The sequence below is a fragment of the Streptococcus suis genome, assembly GCF_002964575.1.
Taxonomy (GTDB): Bacteria; Bacillota; Bacilli; order Lactobacillales; family Streptococcaceae; genus Streptococcus; species Streptococcus suis_R.
Map to the genome: position 1 here is coordinate 88,481 of NZ_POQQ01000026.1, position 18,573 is coordinate 107,053.

At 36.5% G+C, this 18,573-nt stretch carries 15 protein-coding genes and 1 pseudogene; 5 read left to right on the forward strand and 11 right to left on the reverse strand.

What is annotated here, in order from left to right; translation table 11 throughout:
* Window positions 1-2: 2 nt before the first annotated feature.
* From C1E58_RS12495 to C1E58_RS02135, 5 genes are all read left to right on the forward strand, one after another.
* Complete coding sequence (locus C1E58_RS12495) at window positions 3-137, forward strand: hypothetical protein (protein WP_269088930.1); 135 nt, start codon at window positions 3-5, stop codon at window positions 135-137.
* 5 nt (window positions 138-142) lie between these two features.
* Entirely contained in the window at window positions 143-1,558 is a 1,416-nt protein-coding gene (locus C1E58_RS02120) for a Y-family DNA polymerase (RefSeq protein ID WP_105209167.1), read from the forward strand.
* Window positions 1,555-1,905: a hypothetical protein gene (locus C1E58_RS02125; RefSeq protein WP_029178977.1), complete on the forward strand. Its 351-nt coding sequence runs from the start codon at window positions 1,555-1,557 to the stop codon at window positions 1,903-1,905. Before C1E58_RS02120 ends, C1E58_RS02125 begins: the two co-directional genes overlap by 4 nt.
* Complete coding sequence (locus C1E58_RS02130; RefSeq protein WP_105209168.1) at window positions 1,892-2,191, forward strand: DUF5960 family protein; 300 nt, start codon at window positions 1,892-1,894, stop codon at window positions 2,189-2,191. The genes C1E58_RS02125 and C1E58_RS02130 overlap by 14 nt, the downstream gene beginning before the upstream one ends.
* A gap of 246 nt (window positions 2,192-2,437) precedes the next feature.
* On the forward strand, window positions 2,438-3,028 hold the full coding sequence (locus C1E58_RS02135; protein WP_014636990.1) for a PBECR4 domain-containing protein: 591 nt from the start codon (window positions 2,438-2,440) through the stop codon (window positions 3,026-3,028).
* Between the two features lie 33 nt (window positions 3,029-3,061).
* Here the strand turns inward: C1E58_RS02135 and C1E58_RS02140 are convergent, their stop codons facing one another.
* From C1E58_RS02140 to C1E58_RS12315, 11 genes and pseudogenes are all read right to left on the reverse strand, one after another.
* The gene (locus tag C1E58_RS02140; protein WP_024380847.1) at window positions 3,062-3,703 is read right to left on the reverse strand and encodes a single-stranded DNA-binding protein; all 642 of its coding nucleotides are present in this window, start codon (window positions 3,701-3,703) and stop codon (window positions 3,062-3,064) included.
* A pseudogene (locus C1E58_RS02145) lies at window positions 3,700-9,075 on the reverse strand (DEAD/DEAH box helicase family protein); the annotation flags it as partial. The pseudogene C1E58_RS02145 and the gene C1E58_RS02140, both read right to left, overlap by 4 nt.
* Window positions 9,076-9,761: 686 nt before the next feature.
* The gene (locus C1E58_RS12580; RefSeq protein ID WP_222350713.1) at window positions 9,762-10,196 is read right to left on the reverse strand and encodes a TnpV protein; all 435 of its coding nucleotides are present in this window, start codon (window positions 10,194-10,196) and stop codon (window positions 9,762-9,764) included.
* A 790-nt stretch (window positions 10,197-10,986) separates the two neighbouring features.
* Window positions 10,987-11,439, reverse strand: a complete 453-nt coding sequence (locus C1E58_RS02150; protein WP_105209170.1) for a hypothetical protein — start codon at window positions 11,437-11,439, stop codon at window positions 10,987-10,989.
* Window positions 11,436-12,395, reverse strand: a complete 960-nt coding sequence (dcm, locus tag C1E58_RS02155; protein ID WP_105209171.1) for a DNA (cytosine-5-)-methyltransferase — start codon at window positions 12,393-12,395, stop codon at window positions 11,436-11,438. The genes C1E58_RS02150 and dcm (C1E58_RS02155) overlap by 4 nt, the downstream gene beginning before the upstream one ends.
* Window positions 12,373-13,575, reverse strand: a complete 1,203-nt coding sequence (gene dcm, locus C1E58_RS02160; protein ID WP_105209172.1) for a DNA (cytosine-5-)-methyltransferase — start codon at window positions 13,573-13,575, stop codon at window positions 12,373-12,375. Before dcm (C1E58_RS02160) ends, dcm (C1E58_RS02155) begins: the two co-directional genes overlap by 23 nt.
* Window positions 13,576-13,653: 78 nt before the next feature.
* On the reverse strand, window positions 13,654-13,878 hold the full coding sequence (locus C1E58_RS02165) for a hypothetical protein (protein ID WP_023370263.1): 225 nt from the start codon (window positions 13,876-13,878) through the stop codon (window positions 13,654-13,656).
* On the reverse strand, window positions 13,863-14,501 hold the full coding sequence (locus C1E58_RS02170; RefSeq protein WP_105209173.1) for a DUF3990 domain-containing protein: 639 nt from the start codon (window positions 14,499-14,501) through the stop codon (window positions 13,863-13,865). The genes C1E58_RS02165 and C1E58_RS02170 overlap by 16 nt, the downstream gene beginning before the upstream one ends.
* Before the next feature lie 42 nt (window positions 14,502-14,543).
* Window positions 14,544-15,140 carry a CD1107 family mobile element protein gene (locus tag C1E58_RS02175; RefSeq protein WP_161951252.1) on the reverse strand — a complete coding sequence of 199 codons (597 nt, stop codon included), beginning with the start codon at window positions 15,138-15,140 and terminating at the stop codon, window positions 14,544-14,546.
* Window positions 15,124-15,339, reverse strand: coding sequence for a hypothetical protein (locus C1E58_RS12050; RefSeq protein WP_027973788.1), 216 nt, complete (start codon window positions 15,337-15,339; stop codon window positions 15,124-15,126). Before C1E58_RS12050 ends, C1E58_RS02175 begins: the two co-directional genes overlap by 17 nt.
* Window positions 15,340-15,349: 10 nt before the next feature.
* Window positions 15,350-18,571 carry a CHAP domain-containing protein gene (locus tag C1E58_RS12315; protein ID WP_105209175.1) on the reverse strand — a complete coding sequence of 1,074 codons (3,222 nt, stop codon included), beginning with the start codon at window positions 18,569-18,571 and terminating at the stop codon, window positions 15,350-15,352.
* Window positions 18,572-18,573: the final 2 nt, after the last annotated feature.

Sequence of the window (18,573 nt, forward strand, 5' to 3'; positions counted from 1 at the left end):
AGATGTCAAAGTTTGTTAAAGAAATGATCTACCTCAAGGAAGACCACATTATCTTATCTCTTGAAAAAGAAGAATACGACGTAACAGACCATCTGACAGAATTGGTCGATGAACTAGCAAAACTAAAAACAAGGTGAATAGTATGGGCTATATCGACTATTCAAAAGAACCACGTAGCGATATTGCTTTTGTTGATATGAAATCCTTCTACGCATCCATCGAATGTGTAGAGAGAGGACTTCACCCGCTCCATACTTCACTTTGTGTCATGAGTAGGGCTGACAACTCTTCTGGTTTAATTTTAGCCTCTTCTCCAATGTTCAAAAAAGTATTTGGTAAAGGAAATGTCGGTAGAGCCTACGACCTCCCCTTTGATGTTCATACCAGAAAATTTAACTATTACCGTGCTAAAATCTCAGGATTGCCAACGGATGCAAAGTTTGTTTCCTTCATAGAAAATTGGGCCAAGCGTACATTTATTGTGCCACCCAGAATGGACTTGTACATTCAAAAAAATCTTGAAATACAAAAAGTATTTCAAAATTATGCAGATCCAACAGATATTCTGCCTTATTCTATTGATGAGGGATTTATAGACTTAACTTCATCGCTAAATTATTTTGTTAAAGACAAATCTCTAAGTCGCATAGAAAAGTTGGATGTGGTTTCAGCAAAAATTCAACACGATATTTGGGAAAAAACTGGTGTCTATTCAACTGTTGGTATGAGTAATGCTAATCCACTTCTTGCCAAATTAGCACTTGATAATGAAGCTAAAACCACTGCTACCATGCGTGCCAATTGGTCCTATGAAGATGTTGAAACGAAGGTCTGGAACATTCCGAAAATGACTGACTTTTGGGGAATTGGTTCACGAACAGAAAAACGACTAAACAAATTGGGAATCTACAGCATCAAAGAATTGGCCAACTGTGACCCTACTATCTTGAAAAAAGAATTTGGTGTTATTGGAGTACAACATTGGTTTCATGCTAATGGCATCGATGAAAGTAATGTCCATGAACCCTATCGGCCAAAAGAAGTTGGGATTGGTAATTCACAAGTACTTCACAAAGACTATACACGTCAAAGCGATATAGAGCTTGTCCTACGTGAAATGGCAGAGCAAGTTGCGATTCGGCTACGCAGAAGGCACAAAAAAGCAACTGTAGTTGCCATAAGTGTAGGCTATTCAAACTTCGAAAACAAGAAATCAATCAATGTTCAAAGAAAAATTAACCCCAATAATCGTACGCTTGTTTTTCAAGATGAAGTTGTTTCTCTCTTTCGTTCAAAATACGATGGAGGGGCAGTTAGAAGCATTGCTGTAAGGTACGATGGATTGGTGGATGAAAACTTTACTGTGATTTCACTTTTTGATAATTTTGAAGAAAGCGAAAAAGAGGAAAAATTGGAGACAACCATTGATTCCGTTCGTGATCGATTTGGATTTCTTGCTGTACAGAAAGCTAGTTCTTTATTAGAAAATTCAAGGGCAATTGCTCGCAGTAGATTAGTCGGTGGACATTCCGCTGGAGGATTGGAGGGTTTAAAATGATTGATAGAAGTTATCTCCCTTTTAAGGTTGCTAGAGAATATCAAGACCGAAAGATGGCCAAATGGATGGGATTTTTCTTATCAGAACATACATCGGGTTTAGAACAAGAACGTAATCGCATTGATTATTCAAGTGAGTTGAGTTTAGCAGATAAACTACTGCTACTCAATCAACTATATAGCCACCAATTAACTGGTATTCTGACAGTTCCTGGTAGGACTTATGTAGGGAAAGTAAAGAACTTGACTTTTCAATCGATTTCATTTGAAACAAAAGAAGGCTACATCAGTATCCAAATATCTGATATTCTTGCAATAGACTTGGAGGTAGAGTATGAATCAGCTTGATTTTAATAAGAACCAACTCCAGATGGACTATTTTAGTGACCGTTACCGAAAATTTGAAGCGGATTTCTATCGCTATTCTGCTCTAGATACACCACTAACATTTTTAACAGATGATATTATGCTTGCCATGGCCAAATCTCAAAAATCCTATTTCAAATTGAACAAAGAAAACGCTAAAGATTATCAAGACCATTATTTTATGTTCAATGTTGAATCACTAAAAGATAATAGGCTTGTTCGTTTATATCAGTATCTAGGAGTAAAAACAAGACCTACTAATCTCTAACTTCAACTTATCCTGAGACTAATTGCAGAATAGTGATTTTTTTGTAAAATACTTGATTTAATAGAACATTTTCTATATAATAAAACTGTAGATAACAAGAGTATTTACTAAGCGTTGAAGGTCTATGGTCGGTTGGTTTGACTGTGGCTGGAGCTTTACCAGGGTTGTGTGTGAACACCTCAAGCCAACACTGAAAACACTCATTACTAAGGGCAGGTTATCCTGTCCTTTTTTCTAAGGAAATACATGGAATCATTATTACTCTCATCCGCAAGAAATTATAAAAAACTCCTTTCAAAAACCTATCAAATTATTTTAGGACGAAAAGGACAACAAACAACTCTCAATCTTACGTTTTCTGAGGAACATTTTGTACACTTAGCAGGTATACATAAGTTAAGAGGTTTATCTTTACCCACCAGATCTAAGCACGAAATCTATAATTTGATTTTGAAAAAAACAATCTCCGAAGAATTGCTAACTAGGTCAAATGGTTTTACTGATATATGTGGAAGGTTGCGTATTCTCGAAATACTCAGAGAAAGTTTTTCTTCACCAACTCTATCAGTACGATTTACAAAACTATATCCAATCAAGGGAAGCAAGATTCGATGGGAGTATCTATTAGAATTTACGTTCGACAATAAAATCGGTTATCTATTTCTTGATAGACAGAGAGATTCCAAAGAGCCAAATCAGTATATACCTGTTTCAACCTTTGAAAAATCAACTCGTGACTACACAATGAATCAAGTAAGGTATACAGTATTAGAGATAATTGAAATTGACCATCAAACTAAGCAAAGCACAACACTTTACTCCAGACCGAAAAAATAAGCTAGACCTCCAAAATCGGAAGTCTAGCTTATTTCATAATTCCATCCCTTTATCCTGTTTAGGTTTAGTTTGTTCTGATTTTGTTTGTTGGGAATACTCTTTCAATGCTCCTAACGTTGAAGGTTTCTCTTCTTTCGCAGCCTTCTCCTCCAGGGATTTCTTTCTCGTTTTTAAGATTTTTATATTCTTAACAACAAGGTTACTGAAGAGTTTTCCTTCATACTCATCATACTTCATCTGACCTGTTAACTTAACAAAATCCCCTTTCTTTAATTGCTCTGCAAAGTCAGCCCGTCCGTTATAAGCTATTACCTTCGTAAATTGCGTATTCCCCTCTTCATCATTGCGTGCTATGGAAAAATTTGCAACTTTAAAATTCTCACCATCCGCACCTCGAAATACGTTAACTTCAACATCTTTCGTAACATTGCCAACAAATTCAACATTAACTAGGGATATTTGGCTCTTATCAGTTTCTAATGTTTCAATAATCGCATCTATATTGGAATGCAACAAACCTGAAATTGAATCATCATCCATATAGGCCTGGTAGACTTGTTCCAACAAGTCTGGGTCTGAAATATCCTTTTCAATTGAAATAATGGCCTTGGTAAAGTCTGCATAGTTTTCTTTCAACATATTTTCTAAGGTTGATTTCATTTCTTCAAAATTCATATTACTTGCTCCTCTTCTATTTCTTCTTTATACTGACTTTTGTAGTCACGTTCTTCAACTTCAGCTTTAAAAGCTTGAATTTGTGCTAATGTGGAAGGTCGTTTTTCCTCTCCATCAACATCATAGGTTGATTCAAAGACATCACTATCCTTAATATCATGGTCATAACGGTCTGTAATTCCATCGTTATCCATGTCATGATCAAGCGAATCTCTCGTGTAAGGTAAACCGAGCATTTGACAGGTTGTTTTCTCATCAATTGATAGTAAATCGTCTTTGGTGGAATGTTCTAAAAATAATTTAAAATGCTGTGCTTGCTCATCTGTTGTACTTCCATCAAACTGACCTGTACTTATATCTGAATCTGCGAAGGTTAATTTCCAAGAAAAATTGGACAAGTCCACACTATACTCAATATCATATCCACCAACGTTACTTTTGCTCTTGGCTAAGTAGACTAAATCTCCAGTTGAGAATATATCATTGAATTGTTCTTCTTTACTTTGATTTGATTCTTTTCTGGAGCCATACTCACGATCCATAAAGTCAACAATCGCTGCTTTAACATCTTCAAGTAAGGGATTGGGGTTATCCAGTTCTTCTACTTCGCCCATGTCCAAGATACGATTGACCTCTGCTAAACGCAAGGTCTTTTCTTTTAACATATCAGCCTTTTCAAATGGTTTTGTCACCTCTTCTTTTGCTACCTGGAGCTTGTATTGGACATCTGACAGTCTATTTTCTAGCTTGGATAGTTCTTCATCAATCCGATCCAAAACGTTGTCTAAACGCTGAATATTGCCTTCTGGGCTTTCACCAAAATGACCATTGTAAGAAAGATTTCCCTCAATCACAAAATCCATTGCTTGAGCAATCTGATTGAAGAAGGCTGAAAGCTCAAATCCACGATAGTTGCCAATAGGCATACTGCCTTCAGCTGGAACCAATGGTAAAATTTTCATCAATTCTTCTGCTGCTTCTTTTTTGTCAGAATAAGTCTTACCTAAAATCTCCATTCCGTTAAATAGGCCATCACCTTGTACTTTAGGCTCACGTCTTTTAATATCTTCATTTACTTTTACAATTTGCCCTTTTAATCGAGTAATCTCTGATGGATAATGTTTTGCAATTTTATCTTCTAACTGATAGAGGTTAGATTTATAATTGGATTCCAACATTCGTAACTTCGATACTTCAACATCTAAATCCATCTTTTCTTTAATAAGTGGATTACCAGTCGCAAGTGCTTTAATTTCTGCATAGTTCAAGGTATTCTCATCAACATCATCAGCCACGCGCACAGGTGTTTTTGAGGTCATAATTTGGGAGATAAACTTTTGCTTATTTTCAATGGTCTGCCAAAGGTAGGCATCAAAGGTATTCTCGGTCACATAACGGTAGATATAGACATCCTTGTTTTCATTCCCCTGACGCACGATACGACCAGACCTTTGCTCCAAATCAGCTGGCCTCCAAGGAACATCTAAATCATGTAAGGCTATTAGTTTACTTTGAACGTTTGTTCCTGCTCCCATTTTCGATGTAGAACCAAATAAAATGCGAACATCTCCACTTCTGACCTTGGCAAAGAGTTCTGCCTTTTGCTTTTCATTATTCGCATCATGTATAAATGCTATTTCATTTTCTGGGATACCTAGTTCAATTAACTTGCCTTTCATATCATCATAAAGATTGAATGTTCCATCCCCTTTAGGTGTAGACATATCACAAAAAACTAGCTGTGCTGACCGTTGTTCGCTCGATTTTTCCCAAATAGAAAAAATATTTTTTGTGCAGACATTGACCTTACTTTCCGGATCATCAGGTAGTAAGGTATTGATTAAACGTTGATCCAAGGCAATCTTTTTTCCATCATTTGTTATTCGTAACATATTATCTTCATGAGGCTCAACTTTTCTATTACGTACCTTATCAGCTCGTTCAGATAAAGTCTTTAAAATTTCTTTCTGATGGTTCGTTGGTCTGGTTAAAATTGTTTCGTAATGGGCTTGGGGTGTTGGTAAATTCAAAAGGTCTGCAGTTTTAATATCAGCCATTTCTTTAACAAAGGACATGAGTTCAGGCAAATTATAAAATTTTGAGAATCGTGTCTTACTACGATAGGAGTCACCCTCTGGAGATAGTTCGATGGCAGTAACTGTTTCACCGAATGTAGAAGCCCAGGAATCAAAGTGGTGTAAACCTTTTTTCTCCAGGTCATCATATTGGAGATAACGTTGCATTGTGTAGAGTTCACTCATCGAATTTGACACTGGTGTACCTGTCGCAAAAACAACACCCTTTCCACCTGTCAACTCGTCCAAATAACGACACTTCATAAACATATCTGAAGATTTCATAGCTTCAGTTTGGCCAATTCCTGCCACGTTTCGCATTTTGGTATAAAGATAAAGATTTTTGTAGTTATGAGCTTCATCAATATATAGTTTGTCAACTCCCAATTCTTCAAAGGTGACAACATCATCCTTACGGAAATCATCATTTAATTTTTTTAGTTTGGCTTCTAATTTCTTCTTAGTTCCCTCAAGTTGCTTGACAGTAAAGTTTTGGTCTCTTTGGTACTTATATTCTTCAATAAACTCAACTATATCTTGAATTTGACGTTTTAAGTGCTGCTCCTGATATTCCTTACTCATTGGAATCTTCTCAAATTGAGTATGTCCAATAATAACTGCATCATATTCACCAGTCGCTATCCTACCAACAAACCGTTTACGATTGGCAGGTTCAAAATCTTTTTTCGTGGCCACCATGATATTGGCAGCTGGATACAACTCCATAAACTCCCGTCCCATTTGTTCCGTCAAGTGGTTTGGAACAACAAACAAAGCTTTATTGCTCATGCCCAGACGCTTACTTTCAATAGCACTGGCAACCATCTCGAACGTTTTCCCTGCTCCGACAACATGAGCTAGAAGTGTATTGCCTCCGTATAGTGTCCTCGCAATAGCATTTTTTTGATGAGGACGTAAACTTATATCTGCTGTCATTCCTTCAAGGGATAAATATTGACCATCATACTCACGATTTCGTATAGAATTAAATTTCTCATTATAGAGTTTTTCTAAACGATGTCTTCGCCTTTGGTCCTTAAAAATCCAATCCTTGAAAGCTTCTTTGAGAAGTTCTTGCTTCTCACCTGCTAACATAGTTTCTTTCTTGTTTAGAACTTGTCTTTTATCACCACCATCAGAATAGACAGTATCGTACACTCTAGTATCACGCAAATTCAATGAATCTTCAATGAGTCGATAAGCATTTACCCTACTTGTCCCATAAGTCAAATTTGCTAAGTCATTGCGACTGTCTTGTGTCTTGCCATCAATCTTCCACTCTGATGTAAAAGGAGAAAAATGAACATTTATTGCTTGTTTAGCATAATAACCAGGCTGTAAAGTGTCAAAAATAAACTGATTGATATCTGATGTAGGAATCCAAGTTGCACCAAGTCGTACCGATATTTCACTTGCGGTCAATTCTTTAGGCATGACTCCCTGAAGTTTATCTCGCTGAAATTTCAGTTCAATTATATTATCAAGAACATCCTTATCTGGATTTTCAATTGCTTGATACCTTTCAATGTAAAAATCCATGATTGCCATTTTCTCACGAATATTTCCACTAAGGTATTGGTCTGCTGGAACATACGTTAATCCCATTTCTTCCATACCTTTCTCTGAAAATGGAAGTAATGTTGTTTCGGGATATATGTAGGGAATATCGAGATATATCTCGTCTTTCAACTCTTTTACGAGAACTTCTCTCGCTTTGTCGGTCAACTTGGTCATATAGTCAAAGTCAACTCTTCCCTTTTCTGAAATTGAAAGTATCAAAGCTTCATGACTAGATTCACAATGCTCGACAACTTTTGCTTTAGCAATCGTCCGTTTAAAGAAAATATCCCCTTTCCCTACAAACTTACCTTTATCCAGTTTCTCAATTGATGATACTAATGGATAGTTACTATCTTCTCGCAAATTCCTACGGTTTAGTGTAGAGTTAATATAGTCATGATTGGCTTTGAAAGTATCATAAGCTTTATTTAACCTATGTTGACTTTCTTGAATTAACTCATCACTAGCATTTTCTTTTTGGAGTTGAATGACTTCTTTCAGACTTTCGACAACCGCTAGATAATTTTTTAGTCTATTGATTTCCTTGTCTGTCATGTGTTGCCGAATCATCACCGAATCTTCACGAAAATAGGGAATTCCATCTATCATGGTATAAGAAAAATTCTTAACATGATCCAAAGCTGGAAGTATGTCCTGCCCATCATTGATTTGTTGATGGATTTTAATATTTGGTATCTCACCTTGAATTTCTTCAACGGCAGTTGTCAATTGCACACTCAAATTTTCCTCATTGGGAATACAAGCTAAACTTGGACCAAATCTCCCAGAGACTTCTGTCATTTTACCCAAGACCATCTCTGGATGATCTACAAAATACTTATTGTAAGTAAATCCATTCTCATCTCTTGCTAAATGTATCCAGTCAACATCTTGCTCTCGAATAACATCTCGCTTCTGCAAGAAAAGAATATCACTGGTAACTTCAGTTCCTGCCAAACCTTTAAAAGTTGAATTTGGTAGCCGAATGGCCCCCAATAAATCGCACCTATTGGCCAGATACTGACGGACTCGACTATCTTGTTTGTCCATGGTTCCAGAAGAGGTCACAAATGCAATCACTCCACCACTGCGAACCTTGTCGATAGACTTGGCAAAGAAATAATCATGTATCAAGAATTTTTCTCGGTCATAATCTCTATCCGAAACTTTAAAATCACCAAACGGAACATTTCCAACTGCCACATCGAAGAAATTATTTGAAAAGCTTGTATCTTCGTATCCTTGTATTTGAATAGTTGATTTTTGATATAGTTCTTGTGCAATCCTACCGCTGATTCTATCTAACTCTACACCATAGATTTTTGAATGCCCCATTTCACTTGGTAGGCGACCGAGGAAGTTTCCAACCCCACAAGAAGGCTCCAAAATATTACCGTTTTCAAATCCAAGATTCTTCAATCCCAGATAAATAGCGTCAATGACCATTGGTGGTGTATAAAAAGCAGTCAAGGTGGATTCCTTGGCTGCTTGAAATTCTTCTGGACTAAGCAATTCTGTAAGTTCATTTCGTGCTTCTAACCATTGTCCGGTTTTCTCCTCGTTAAAAACATCAGCCAGTCCACCCCATCCAACATATAAGGCAAGTGATTTCTGTTCTTCAAAAGTAGCTCGTCTACCTTCCAAATCTAATTTTTTTATGATTCGAATCGCTTCTAAGTTATTGTCTAAGCGTTCGGAGGGAGAGAGTGAATGTGGTAAATTATCTAGAATGTAGTTGTCTAATAAATCAGGTTTCCTAGTGGACTGTGAAGGAGTGAGATGGTCTGCTGAATTGATAACTTCCGCAACAGGTATTATATCATCAACACTACTATCATCAAAAGCTGAATCATCAAAGAGATCCAACTGCTCATGCTGACTGATTTTTTCTATCAGCAAACTAGTTTCTAGGTTTTGAACATACTCATCAATTTCAAACTTAAAACGGTCCTCTAACTCTACAACATAGCTAACCTGACCAACTGTATCAATTCGTGCTACAAATTCATCTTCCAAAAATACATTAACTTGACCATTGTCCAGTTTATCAAATTCAAATAATGGTGATTCTTGAAAATTAGAGAATATCTGTTCATTGTATTGGTAAAGCTTGCTTTCGTCATCAGACAGATACGTCTCATTTTCTAAAAGTCTATCAATTTCACCTGCAACTTTCCTCCAACTAAATGTTTCGTTATAACCATCAGCCTTTCTTGTCAAGTGCAAGCCTCTGGAGTCATAATTGTAGGAAATAGGAAAATTTGGACCAGTAGCACCACCCCATCCATATTCTTTTTGTAAAAAATGAGCTTGAATTTTAATATCTTCCTGACTAGAAAAAAAGTGAGCAACTCTAAGTCGCCCACCTCGTGTACCAGTACCTTTTCGAAGTACATCATGCAATTCTTCAAGTGATATTTTATCTAAATGTAAATTAGATTCTCCCTGACTTGTTCCTTGACGGATTGACGAAGATTGTTCATCTGGCTGATCCAGCTCAACATATCCTTGGTCTTCAAGTCCTCGGTCAACTTCCATTCTTGAATCAGATGACTTTCTATTTGTTCCGCCATGCTCTGTGATTCTTTCTCCACTGCTATCAAATGTGGAATCAGCTGTCCTGTCTGATATAATTCCAAAAGTAGTTCGGTCTTGTTCTCTTCCTTGCTCAGAAACTCCAATCTTTCCTTGGAGTAGAGAGCTTTCCCAATCTCGTCCCGAATCTGTTGATTGGTTCGAAGGGTCTGTAGTGTTAGACGATAAATCACCTCTACTATCTCCTCTGTTGATTGACAGTGACTGAAGTCGTTGACTGTCAAGGTCGTGTTCATCTTCTCGATCAGTAATGCTTGATTCATCTCTTTGTCCTCCTCTTTCTTCTACAACCTCATTATACCGCTCAATCAGTTCTTTTGTCTGCTCTTTTAATGCAATTTTCTCATACTTTTTTTGATGAATAATCCTGAGAATTTTTTGCGACATTCTGGTCAAATAATCACCAAATATCAGAAACTGACGTGGGCTAAATTGACCGAGACCATTTTCTAGCAAGTCTTGGTTCAGTTTTAGTGCAATTCCAAGTCTATTTGATAATACTGCTTCAAAACTTTGTTCAATAAAGCGTAATAAGTTTGATTCGGTTTCCACATCTAAATTCATTCCGACAAGAACTTTTGAACCAATACCTTTCGTTGCAAGATTTGCAAGATAGCGAATTGCAGCAGCCTCATTTTCTGGTCTAAGCGATAGTCTCTCATGAACAAGGTCTGCTAAAATGGATAGATCCTGACCTGCTTCATATTGCCACTCCACAATTGGCTTGTTATCTCTATTCGTCAAAACTGTCTGACTTATGTCAAATACATATCCAATTGACATTTTGGATTGTTTATTTAATAAAATTGGAATCCCTTTTTGACCTCGTCTAACAATATGGTCAACTGATTTCCAGGATTGAAAGTCTGAGCATAAACTGGCTGTCGGTCTCTGATGAATAATGCTCAATTGATTTTGAAAGTCAAAGCCAACAACAAAGCCCAAGCGTGCTAACAGTCTCTGATAAGCATCAACATCTGAGAGATAGTAACTGGATAAGTCTCCGACATAGTTGGCATAATCTTCAACTCGCATGACTTCTCCTTTCTATCCCTATAAAACATGTTCGGACTTAGGTTTGTTCGTTTGCTCTTTTTCAGGGACTGGACAAGCAAAGTGCTGACCAAAATCCACTTTATTATCATCTTCATCTTTAGAGATAACTGTTACAGAAGTTCGAACCACATCCGATACACCAGTAGAGCGAATGGTATACGACTGGCCGTAAGCCATAAAGCAAAGATTTCCTTCGTCAGTCAAAAGAACATCAACTCCATTTTTTATGTCTTGCTCCGCAATAAAATCGAAAATATTATGAAGAAATGATTCATAGTCTAAAGGAACATTCATTTCCTTATGATAATCATCCTCGAATCGTAATTGAAATTCCGAATGGTAATCTGGTAGCGACAAAAGTTTTGATATAATATCGTCTATCTCCTTGTCATGTCGCAAAGATTCTTCGTAATTGCTTTCGTAAATTGATTTCTTGTGTAATAGTTTCATTTGATTAACTCCTTCTGATAAATTTGTTTTATGATTGCCTCTAGAACTGGTACTACTATGGAATTTCCGGCTTGTTGATAGAGGATACTGGATTTCTTGTTGTTTTTTTCTGGATATACAGTTCGTAATAAATCAAAGTCTAAATCAGTAAATCCCATCAAGCGGAAACATTCTCTTTCTGTTAGATAGCGATATTTCCCATTTGTAAGTTTAATAAACCCAGCATTTGGCACTCGTGTTTGCTTCGTAGAAATGGTATAGCAATAATCTTGAATGATATGAACTCGTTCAGTAAAAACTGACTGACAAGCTTTTTCAATATATTTTAGAATTGAAGGTTGGGTGACCAGATACTTCTCGGCTACATCTTTCTCCAAAAATACCTGCATCGACGGAGATTTCATGCGTTCCAATTTTGAAAAATCAAATGGGTTAACTTCGCCAAGAAAACTCACTACAAAGACACGTTTCCGTTTTTGAGGTATTCCAAAATCATAGCTGTCCAAAACCCAATAGCAAGATGAATAGCCTAAATATTCCAGTTCAGATAGATAGGTCTCAAATGTTGGTTTCATTTTCTTATCTAGTACACCTACGACATTCTCCCAAATAACCCATTTAGGTTTTTTGACAGCATTTTTTAAAATCATAATTGTCTCAAACAATAGTGAACTTCTCGTAAACGAACCTTTCCTTCCCCCTCTTTTTAGTCCAGAACGTGAAAAATCCTGACAAGGACTACCATGCATTAACAGGTCAATCTGAACATTTGGTAAGGAATACCCTTTAACGGATTGAGGAATAAAATTCTCGTTATAGAGGACGTTATAACTTTTTACACAATTCCTATCTATTTCAACAAAGTCTATCAATTCATGAGGGACCTTCTGATTTAGTAGTGCTTTCCGAAAAGCACCAATTCCTCCAAATAATTCAACAACTCTCATGGTTTTCAACTGCTTTTCCCTCCTTTTCTATAGCGGCTAATCTCTTGCCAATTTCATAAACAACAGGTACCGTTACTGCGTTACCTGCTTGCTTATACAATTGCGAATTGGAAGAAACACTACTGGCTCGATTAAATGCCCAGTCAGGAAAACCCTGTAAACGAAAACACTCTCTTGGAGTTAATTTACGAATCCGCAATTGATTCGTTACAACTCCAAGAGAGTTACCAGTTACTAAGGTTTGAGCAACCTGTTTTCCAACTCGTCCTCTACGAAAATTTGATGATGGATAAGCAAAATTAAGCGAGTCACCTTCAACAGCAATCTCGAATCCCTTATTTGTATTTGAACGTATGTAAAGTCCTCGTTTTCTCGGAATGCGTTTTTCCAAGACAACTCCGTGTCGGTCTTGTGCCGTTAACGTCAACATGGGTTCTGTTGGGTCTTTCATCCGCCGTCCCCTTTGCCTTTTAACCAATCTATCAGGTGTTAGGATAGGATAAGCAATTTTTACCCCCTCACCTTTATTAGTAGTCAAAGCGGGCGAAATTCCGCTCGATGAATATACATTTCCATTTAACCCACTTCCTGAAGGATTTATATTTCCTAGACATGTTGGACTTGATAAATTAGTCTGTTTACTTTTTCGTCCGAGAGGAAAAATGAACTGTCGACTTCTTCCTCTAGAATGTCCAATAATATAGACTCTTTCCCTGTGTTGAGGGACACCAAAATATTTGCTGTCAAGTACTTGCCATTCAACATCATACCCCAATTCATTAAGCGTGGTGAGTATAGTTCGGAACGTCCTCCCTTGGTCATGATTGAGTAAGCCCTTAACGTTTTCAAGTAGTAAAAACCGTGGTTGGATTTGTTGGGTCGCTCTAGCAATCTCGAAGAACAGAGTTCCTCTAGTATCTTCAAATCCCAATCTTCGTCCTGCGAGCGAAAATGCCTGACAAGGGAATCCACCACAGATACAATCAATTTTTCCTCGGAGCTTGCGGAATGACTTATTGGATATTTCTCGTATATCATGAAATTCAACTTCTCCTCCCGTATCAAAAATAGCTTGGTAGGAATTTCGAGCAAAGCGGTCTATTTCACAAAAACCGACACAAATGTGACCAGCTTGTTCAAGTCCTAATCGAAAACCTCCTATCCCTGCAAATAAATCCAAAAAATACATTTTTCCTCCTTTCTTACAAAAGAAAAAAGCGACTAGATTTCTCTAATCGCTCTAATGATTAAGTATCAAAACGTTTTATTAAGTCTGAAAATACTCAGGTTTTATTTTATCAATCAAGGTGCTAGCTATGGAGTTAACCCCAACATGCATCAAGATTGGATCTTCAAAATCTACCTGACTTGCATACTGTCTTGCAATTTGATGTGCAACACTAGCCTCAAGTTTGTATTTAGATGCTTCTAACAAAGCCTGTGCTAATTCATTACTATACAAATCAACAGGGCTAATCACAGTTTTTGCCATTGGTCTAACTCCTTTCCATCTTCAGATAAATATATCTTATTTACCTTCATTATATCACAAAAGTCTTGATTGTGAATGGATAACTGCTTAAATGAGAATGGCTTACGAAATTCTTCTAAAACATCTGTTTTTGAAATTATTCCAGCCTTATATTTTTGAAGTAAACCTGTCGGATTATCATCCGTCTGAACTCCATATATAAAATCAAATTGATGAATCCGTTCACTTGAGCGAAGCCTATTCTGAAACACAAACTCAGCAAAATCTATTACATCATTAGAAGCCTTATGACTATTGAAATAGTGACACTTGTATTTAGAAGTTGTAAAGATGGAAGGAAAATCTGTCAGTTCAAACTCTAAAATAATCCCTTCCTCATCGACATTCCCCAAAAATTTCGAACTAGCATTATTGGCATTTAGAAATTCTACCAAACGATTGATATATTTTTGAGCTTGTTGAAAATCCGAAGTGATATAAAATCCAGCACCAAAATCGAGTTCATGTCCTAAGTTGAAATCTACCTTTATCCCTTTCAACAAAGACGGAAGATGTCTTTTTAAAGTAGCATGATACCATTTATTATGTGATAAATTTTTAATTTGCTTACTTGTTAAATCCATTTCAATACCTCTATAGTCATTATACAAAAAAGGAAAACAATGTCAAACTTCCTCTTCTCCTTCACTTACATAATCATCATCTTCTTCAAATTCTTCAAAGTTGTGTTCTTTCTTGGGTTTAATGACCTTCATATAATACCCTGCACACAAAACTCCAATAAGAAATAGACCGATAATAATGTAGTTACCAGCTGAAGATTTTTGTTTCGATTCTTCTTTCTTGACAGGTTTTTCTTCGACAACTTCTTCAATCTTTTGTGGTTTGACTGCAACCGTATTAGTTGATTCAATTAGGTTAAGCAAATCCTGTTCTGAAACTTCTGTTAGTAATTGGACATTCTGTCCACCTTTATCATGATCAATAATCAGATGAAACACCTTACCTGATTTACTCGTGAATGTGACAAATTGTCGCTTAGTTGCAACAGATTCGGTAATTTCATAATCTTGATTATTAGCATCAACATTTTCTGTAACTTGCCCCTTAGCATTGCTTTGCTCTGAGGCTTGAGGATTAACCGAAATTGCTACTGGCTGACTATTTGTGTCTAGATTTGGAGAGCTTGCATAAATAGTTTGGCAACCACTAAAAAGCATAACCAACCCAGTCAACTTCACAAAACTACTTAATCGTTTCATGCGACAACTCCTTTTCAAATAGGACTTTTTTAGTAAATTCTTCAAGTGATAGATTTGATTTTTCAAAGACAACGATGACCTCTTCATAAATTAAATCTTGTTCATCCTGCAAAACCTGAGCCAAATCTTGGTCAAGTTTTTGCTTTTTTTCTAGTAACTTTTCTTTCTTTTTTTGCAACATTTGAATATCTTTACGCATATATTCCTCCTTATAATCCAAAATTGATGTAATAACATTGTGCCGCCATCTCCCGAGGAAGATAGCCTGTTGAAATCACGAATTCCCCTTTAACATTCATTTCTGATATAACGATACTACCATCAGGATTAACTCGCTCGACAAACGCAATATGACCGTAGGTAGGGTCCGCATAGGGTACAGTTGGTGGCATACATACTGCGGTACCAGCTCGTGCCTCCCGACTAACTGGATAACCGTATTTTGCAGCGTAGAAAGCCCACTCTCCTCCATTTCCCATTGGGGAATGTTGGATTGGCTTTCCAAGTTGTGAAAAGCGATTATATACATACCAGGTGCATTGCCCAGGGTAACCACCATTTAAGGCTGCAACATGGCTAGGATTTGGTGGTGGAAAATTACCACCTGTCAAATTTACGTCGTAAACTGATGATACATTTCCTGGAAGACTGATTCCTGTACCTGAAGGAAAAGAAGCTTCTAAGTTCCCTTTCGATTCTCGTAGTATCTTATAATGTTCTAAATTATGTGGCTTACTCGCAAATATTTCATGAACTAGACCATTCATATCTTTTTTTGAAACCGTTGCGACTAATTTTCGATACAAATATGGAACTCGTTTTTCTACAATAGTTTTCTTCCCACTTGTGTCAAGCACTTCTTCCTTGACTGTTCGGTACCGGATTTCCTTCTCCTCTTGGTAGGAAACATGATACATCTGCTCAAATAATTGTCTCATCGCAGGTTCAACACTTGCTTGGTCTTTTATTTCACCGAAACGAGCTGTCAGATAGGCTAATAAGACATGCGGATCATGGCCAATTTGTTCCCTACCTTTTACAATGTATTCATCATATCCAGGTTTCGACTCCTTCAATCTCGTCAACTGATTGGATAATGTCAATTCATAAGTAGAGAAAATGTGATTTAAGGCAATTAGCATTTCCTCTGAAGATAAATAAGATGTAGTGGTAAGTTGGAAAGAAACTGATGATAGTGCACCGAAAATAAATTGACTATTAGAGTAAACAACCGTCAACAGTGAAAATACAGCCAAAACCAAAACTAACATACTCTTCCATTTTGTGGTAATGTATTGAACGAATTGATTAAGTATTTTTATTGCTTCTTCTTTTATCCTGTCTCTGAATCTAGGAAGGTGTTTCTTACGTATTTGTTGCCTCAATCGATGACGATACATCGCTTTGCGGTAGAATGATTGCCGTTTAAAAGTTTTATCTTCCTTCAACAAACGATACTTATGTCGAAACTCCAACTGTGATTGTCTAATCTTTGCCTTCTTTGTCAGTTTCTTCAAAGTCTTTTTTCGATTAGATTTTTGGGCAATCTTCATAGTTGTAGTTGCATGGATATTCATCGCTTTTGTTGTTGCATCCACTGCCACATTCTCCTCAGCCCCCGCTTGAAGATAACTAGCTGCTAGAAACTCACTATTGGCCATTACTGACATTACTTTTTTATATGGAGTTCTTTGGATTCGACCAAGTTTACTTTTTTCAATGTTTTTTAATAAACGGTTATTCTTCCTATCCTTGACGAATTCAATAGGTTCATTTACTAATGAATTTATCTTTTCGTGTACCTGTGCCTGTCCATTTGGAAATCTGAGTGGTTTATTTGGTTTTACCTTAATGTTATTTTTTGACGGAAGACGCCCCTTATATGTTTGATTCATAGTTGTTTTTGTCAAAGCATAAGTTGGTCTTCTATCAACAGGTAGTAGGCTAGTATTTGACGTGGGTTTGGATACTAAATAATCAATTTGACTATCTTTGTTATTAGTAGAATCTAGAATAGATCCCTTATCAACAATTACTTTTGCTTCCTTTTTTACCTGTCTACTTGAAAATTGCTTTCTTGTTCGTGTTGAAAACTGATTCTCTCCAATCTTTACCTTTTCAATGACAGCATTTGATTGCAGAATATTACTTGAGAATAGGCTAAATTTTGATTGATGTAACTTTTTTGACCAGGCATTTATAGACTGATCTGTTTGTCCAACCGTAATTGTATTATCATTAAGATTTGGCTGAAATTGCTCTGAACTTTGACAAGCTTCATCAATTAGAGTATCCATTTTATCATTTTGAAGGTGCTGACTATTCTTTACAAACATTCTTCTGATATTCGGATTTTTTGATTCATCAGAAATGATGATTTGAGGGTTTCTATTGCCCGGAATAATCCGACTTGAAAGAATAGAATCATCATTAACTTTTACATTCCTATCACCTTCAATTATTGAAGCTGTCTCAACAAAACCAGTGGAATCTGCTTCATTTTGAGATAACTCTAAACTAGTTTCAAATGGTGATAAAGGTCTATCTGAGAAAATATTGCCACGCTCTTTAACTAACTCACCTTGACCGTGTATTCTTCTCTTCTTTATTCTAAGTTTAGAAGTATTTTCTTGGCTTTGGTGATGAATAAGTTTTGTTTCCCCCTCATTTCTACGATGGGAAAACTTTGAGTCTGCATCAACGATTCTACTTTGATTAGTCTCAAATCTACGAAATGGACTTTCGGGATTTTTTCTAACATTTGACTGATTGCTCAGAGAAACGCTTTTTCCCTGAATATGACTAGTTTTTGACTCTATATCCCCTTGCATCTTTATAAATAATTCAGTTGAATCAACAAAGTCTTCATGTATACTTACTAGTTCAGGAGGTCGGGCATCCATCTCAAGAGGGGGTGGTTGAATATCCTCCTCAAAACTTGATTTGATTTCGAAATGTAAACTAGTCTGGACAGTAGTTGCGTTGTCGTTCTGTGTTTGTGAAAATTTTTGATTTTCAAAAGAATTATGTTGATTTAATTGAACTTGTCTCCTCTGTGTCGGTGGCCTTGATTCAACTTGTAATCTTTCTGCTGGATGAGACTGTTGCGAACTTTCCTGATTAACCATTTTAGTTCGTAAACTATCAAGTTGTATAGTTGATTTGTTTGCGTCTTGATTGTTAGAATGTGTTTGCAGGGATTTATCATTTGATTTTTTGTGAATATGATTCTTTTTTTCTGACGTATCACCTTTAAGATGGTTACACTCTAGTTTACTTCCCTTATGAATAATTTGGTGCTGAAAGCGAACTTTCTCATCAACCGCTCTCCCAGAAAAATCTTGTACTTCTTTCCGTTGTCCTATATCAGGTTTAGATTTTGAATAGCGTTTCTTATTGGTCTCTCGGACCATTCGTTTTGACTTTCCCATTT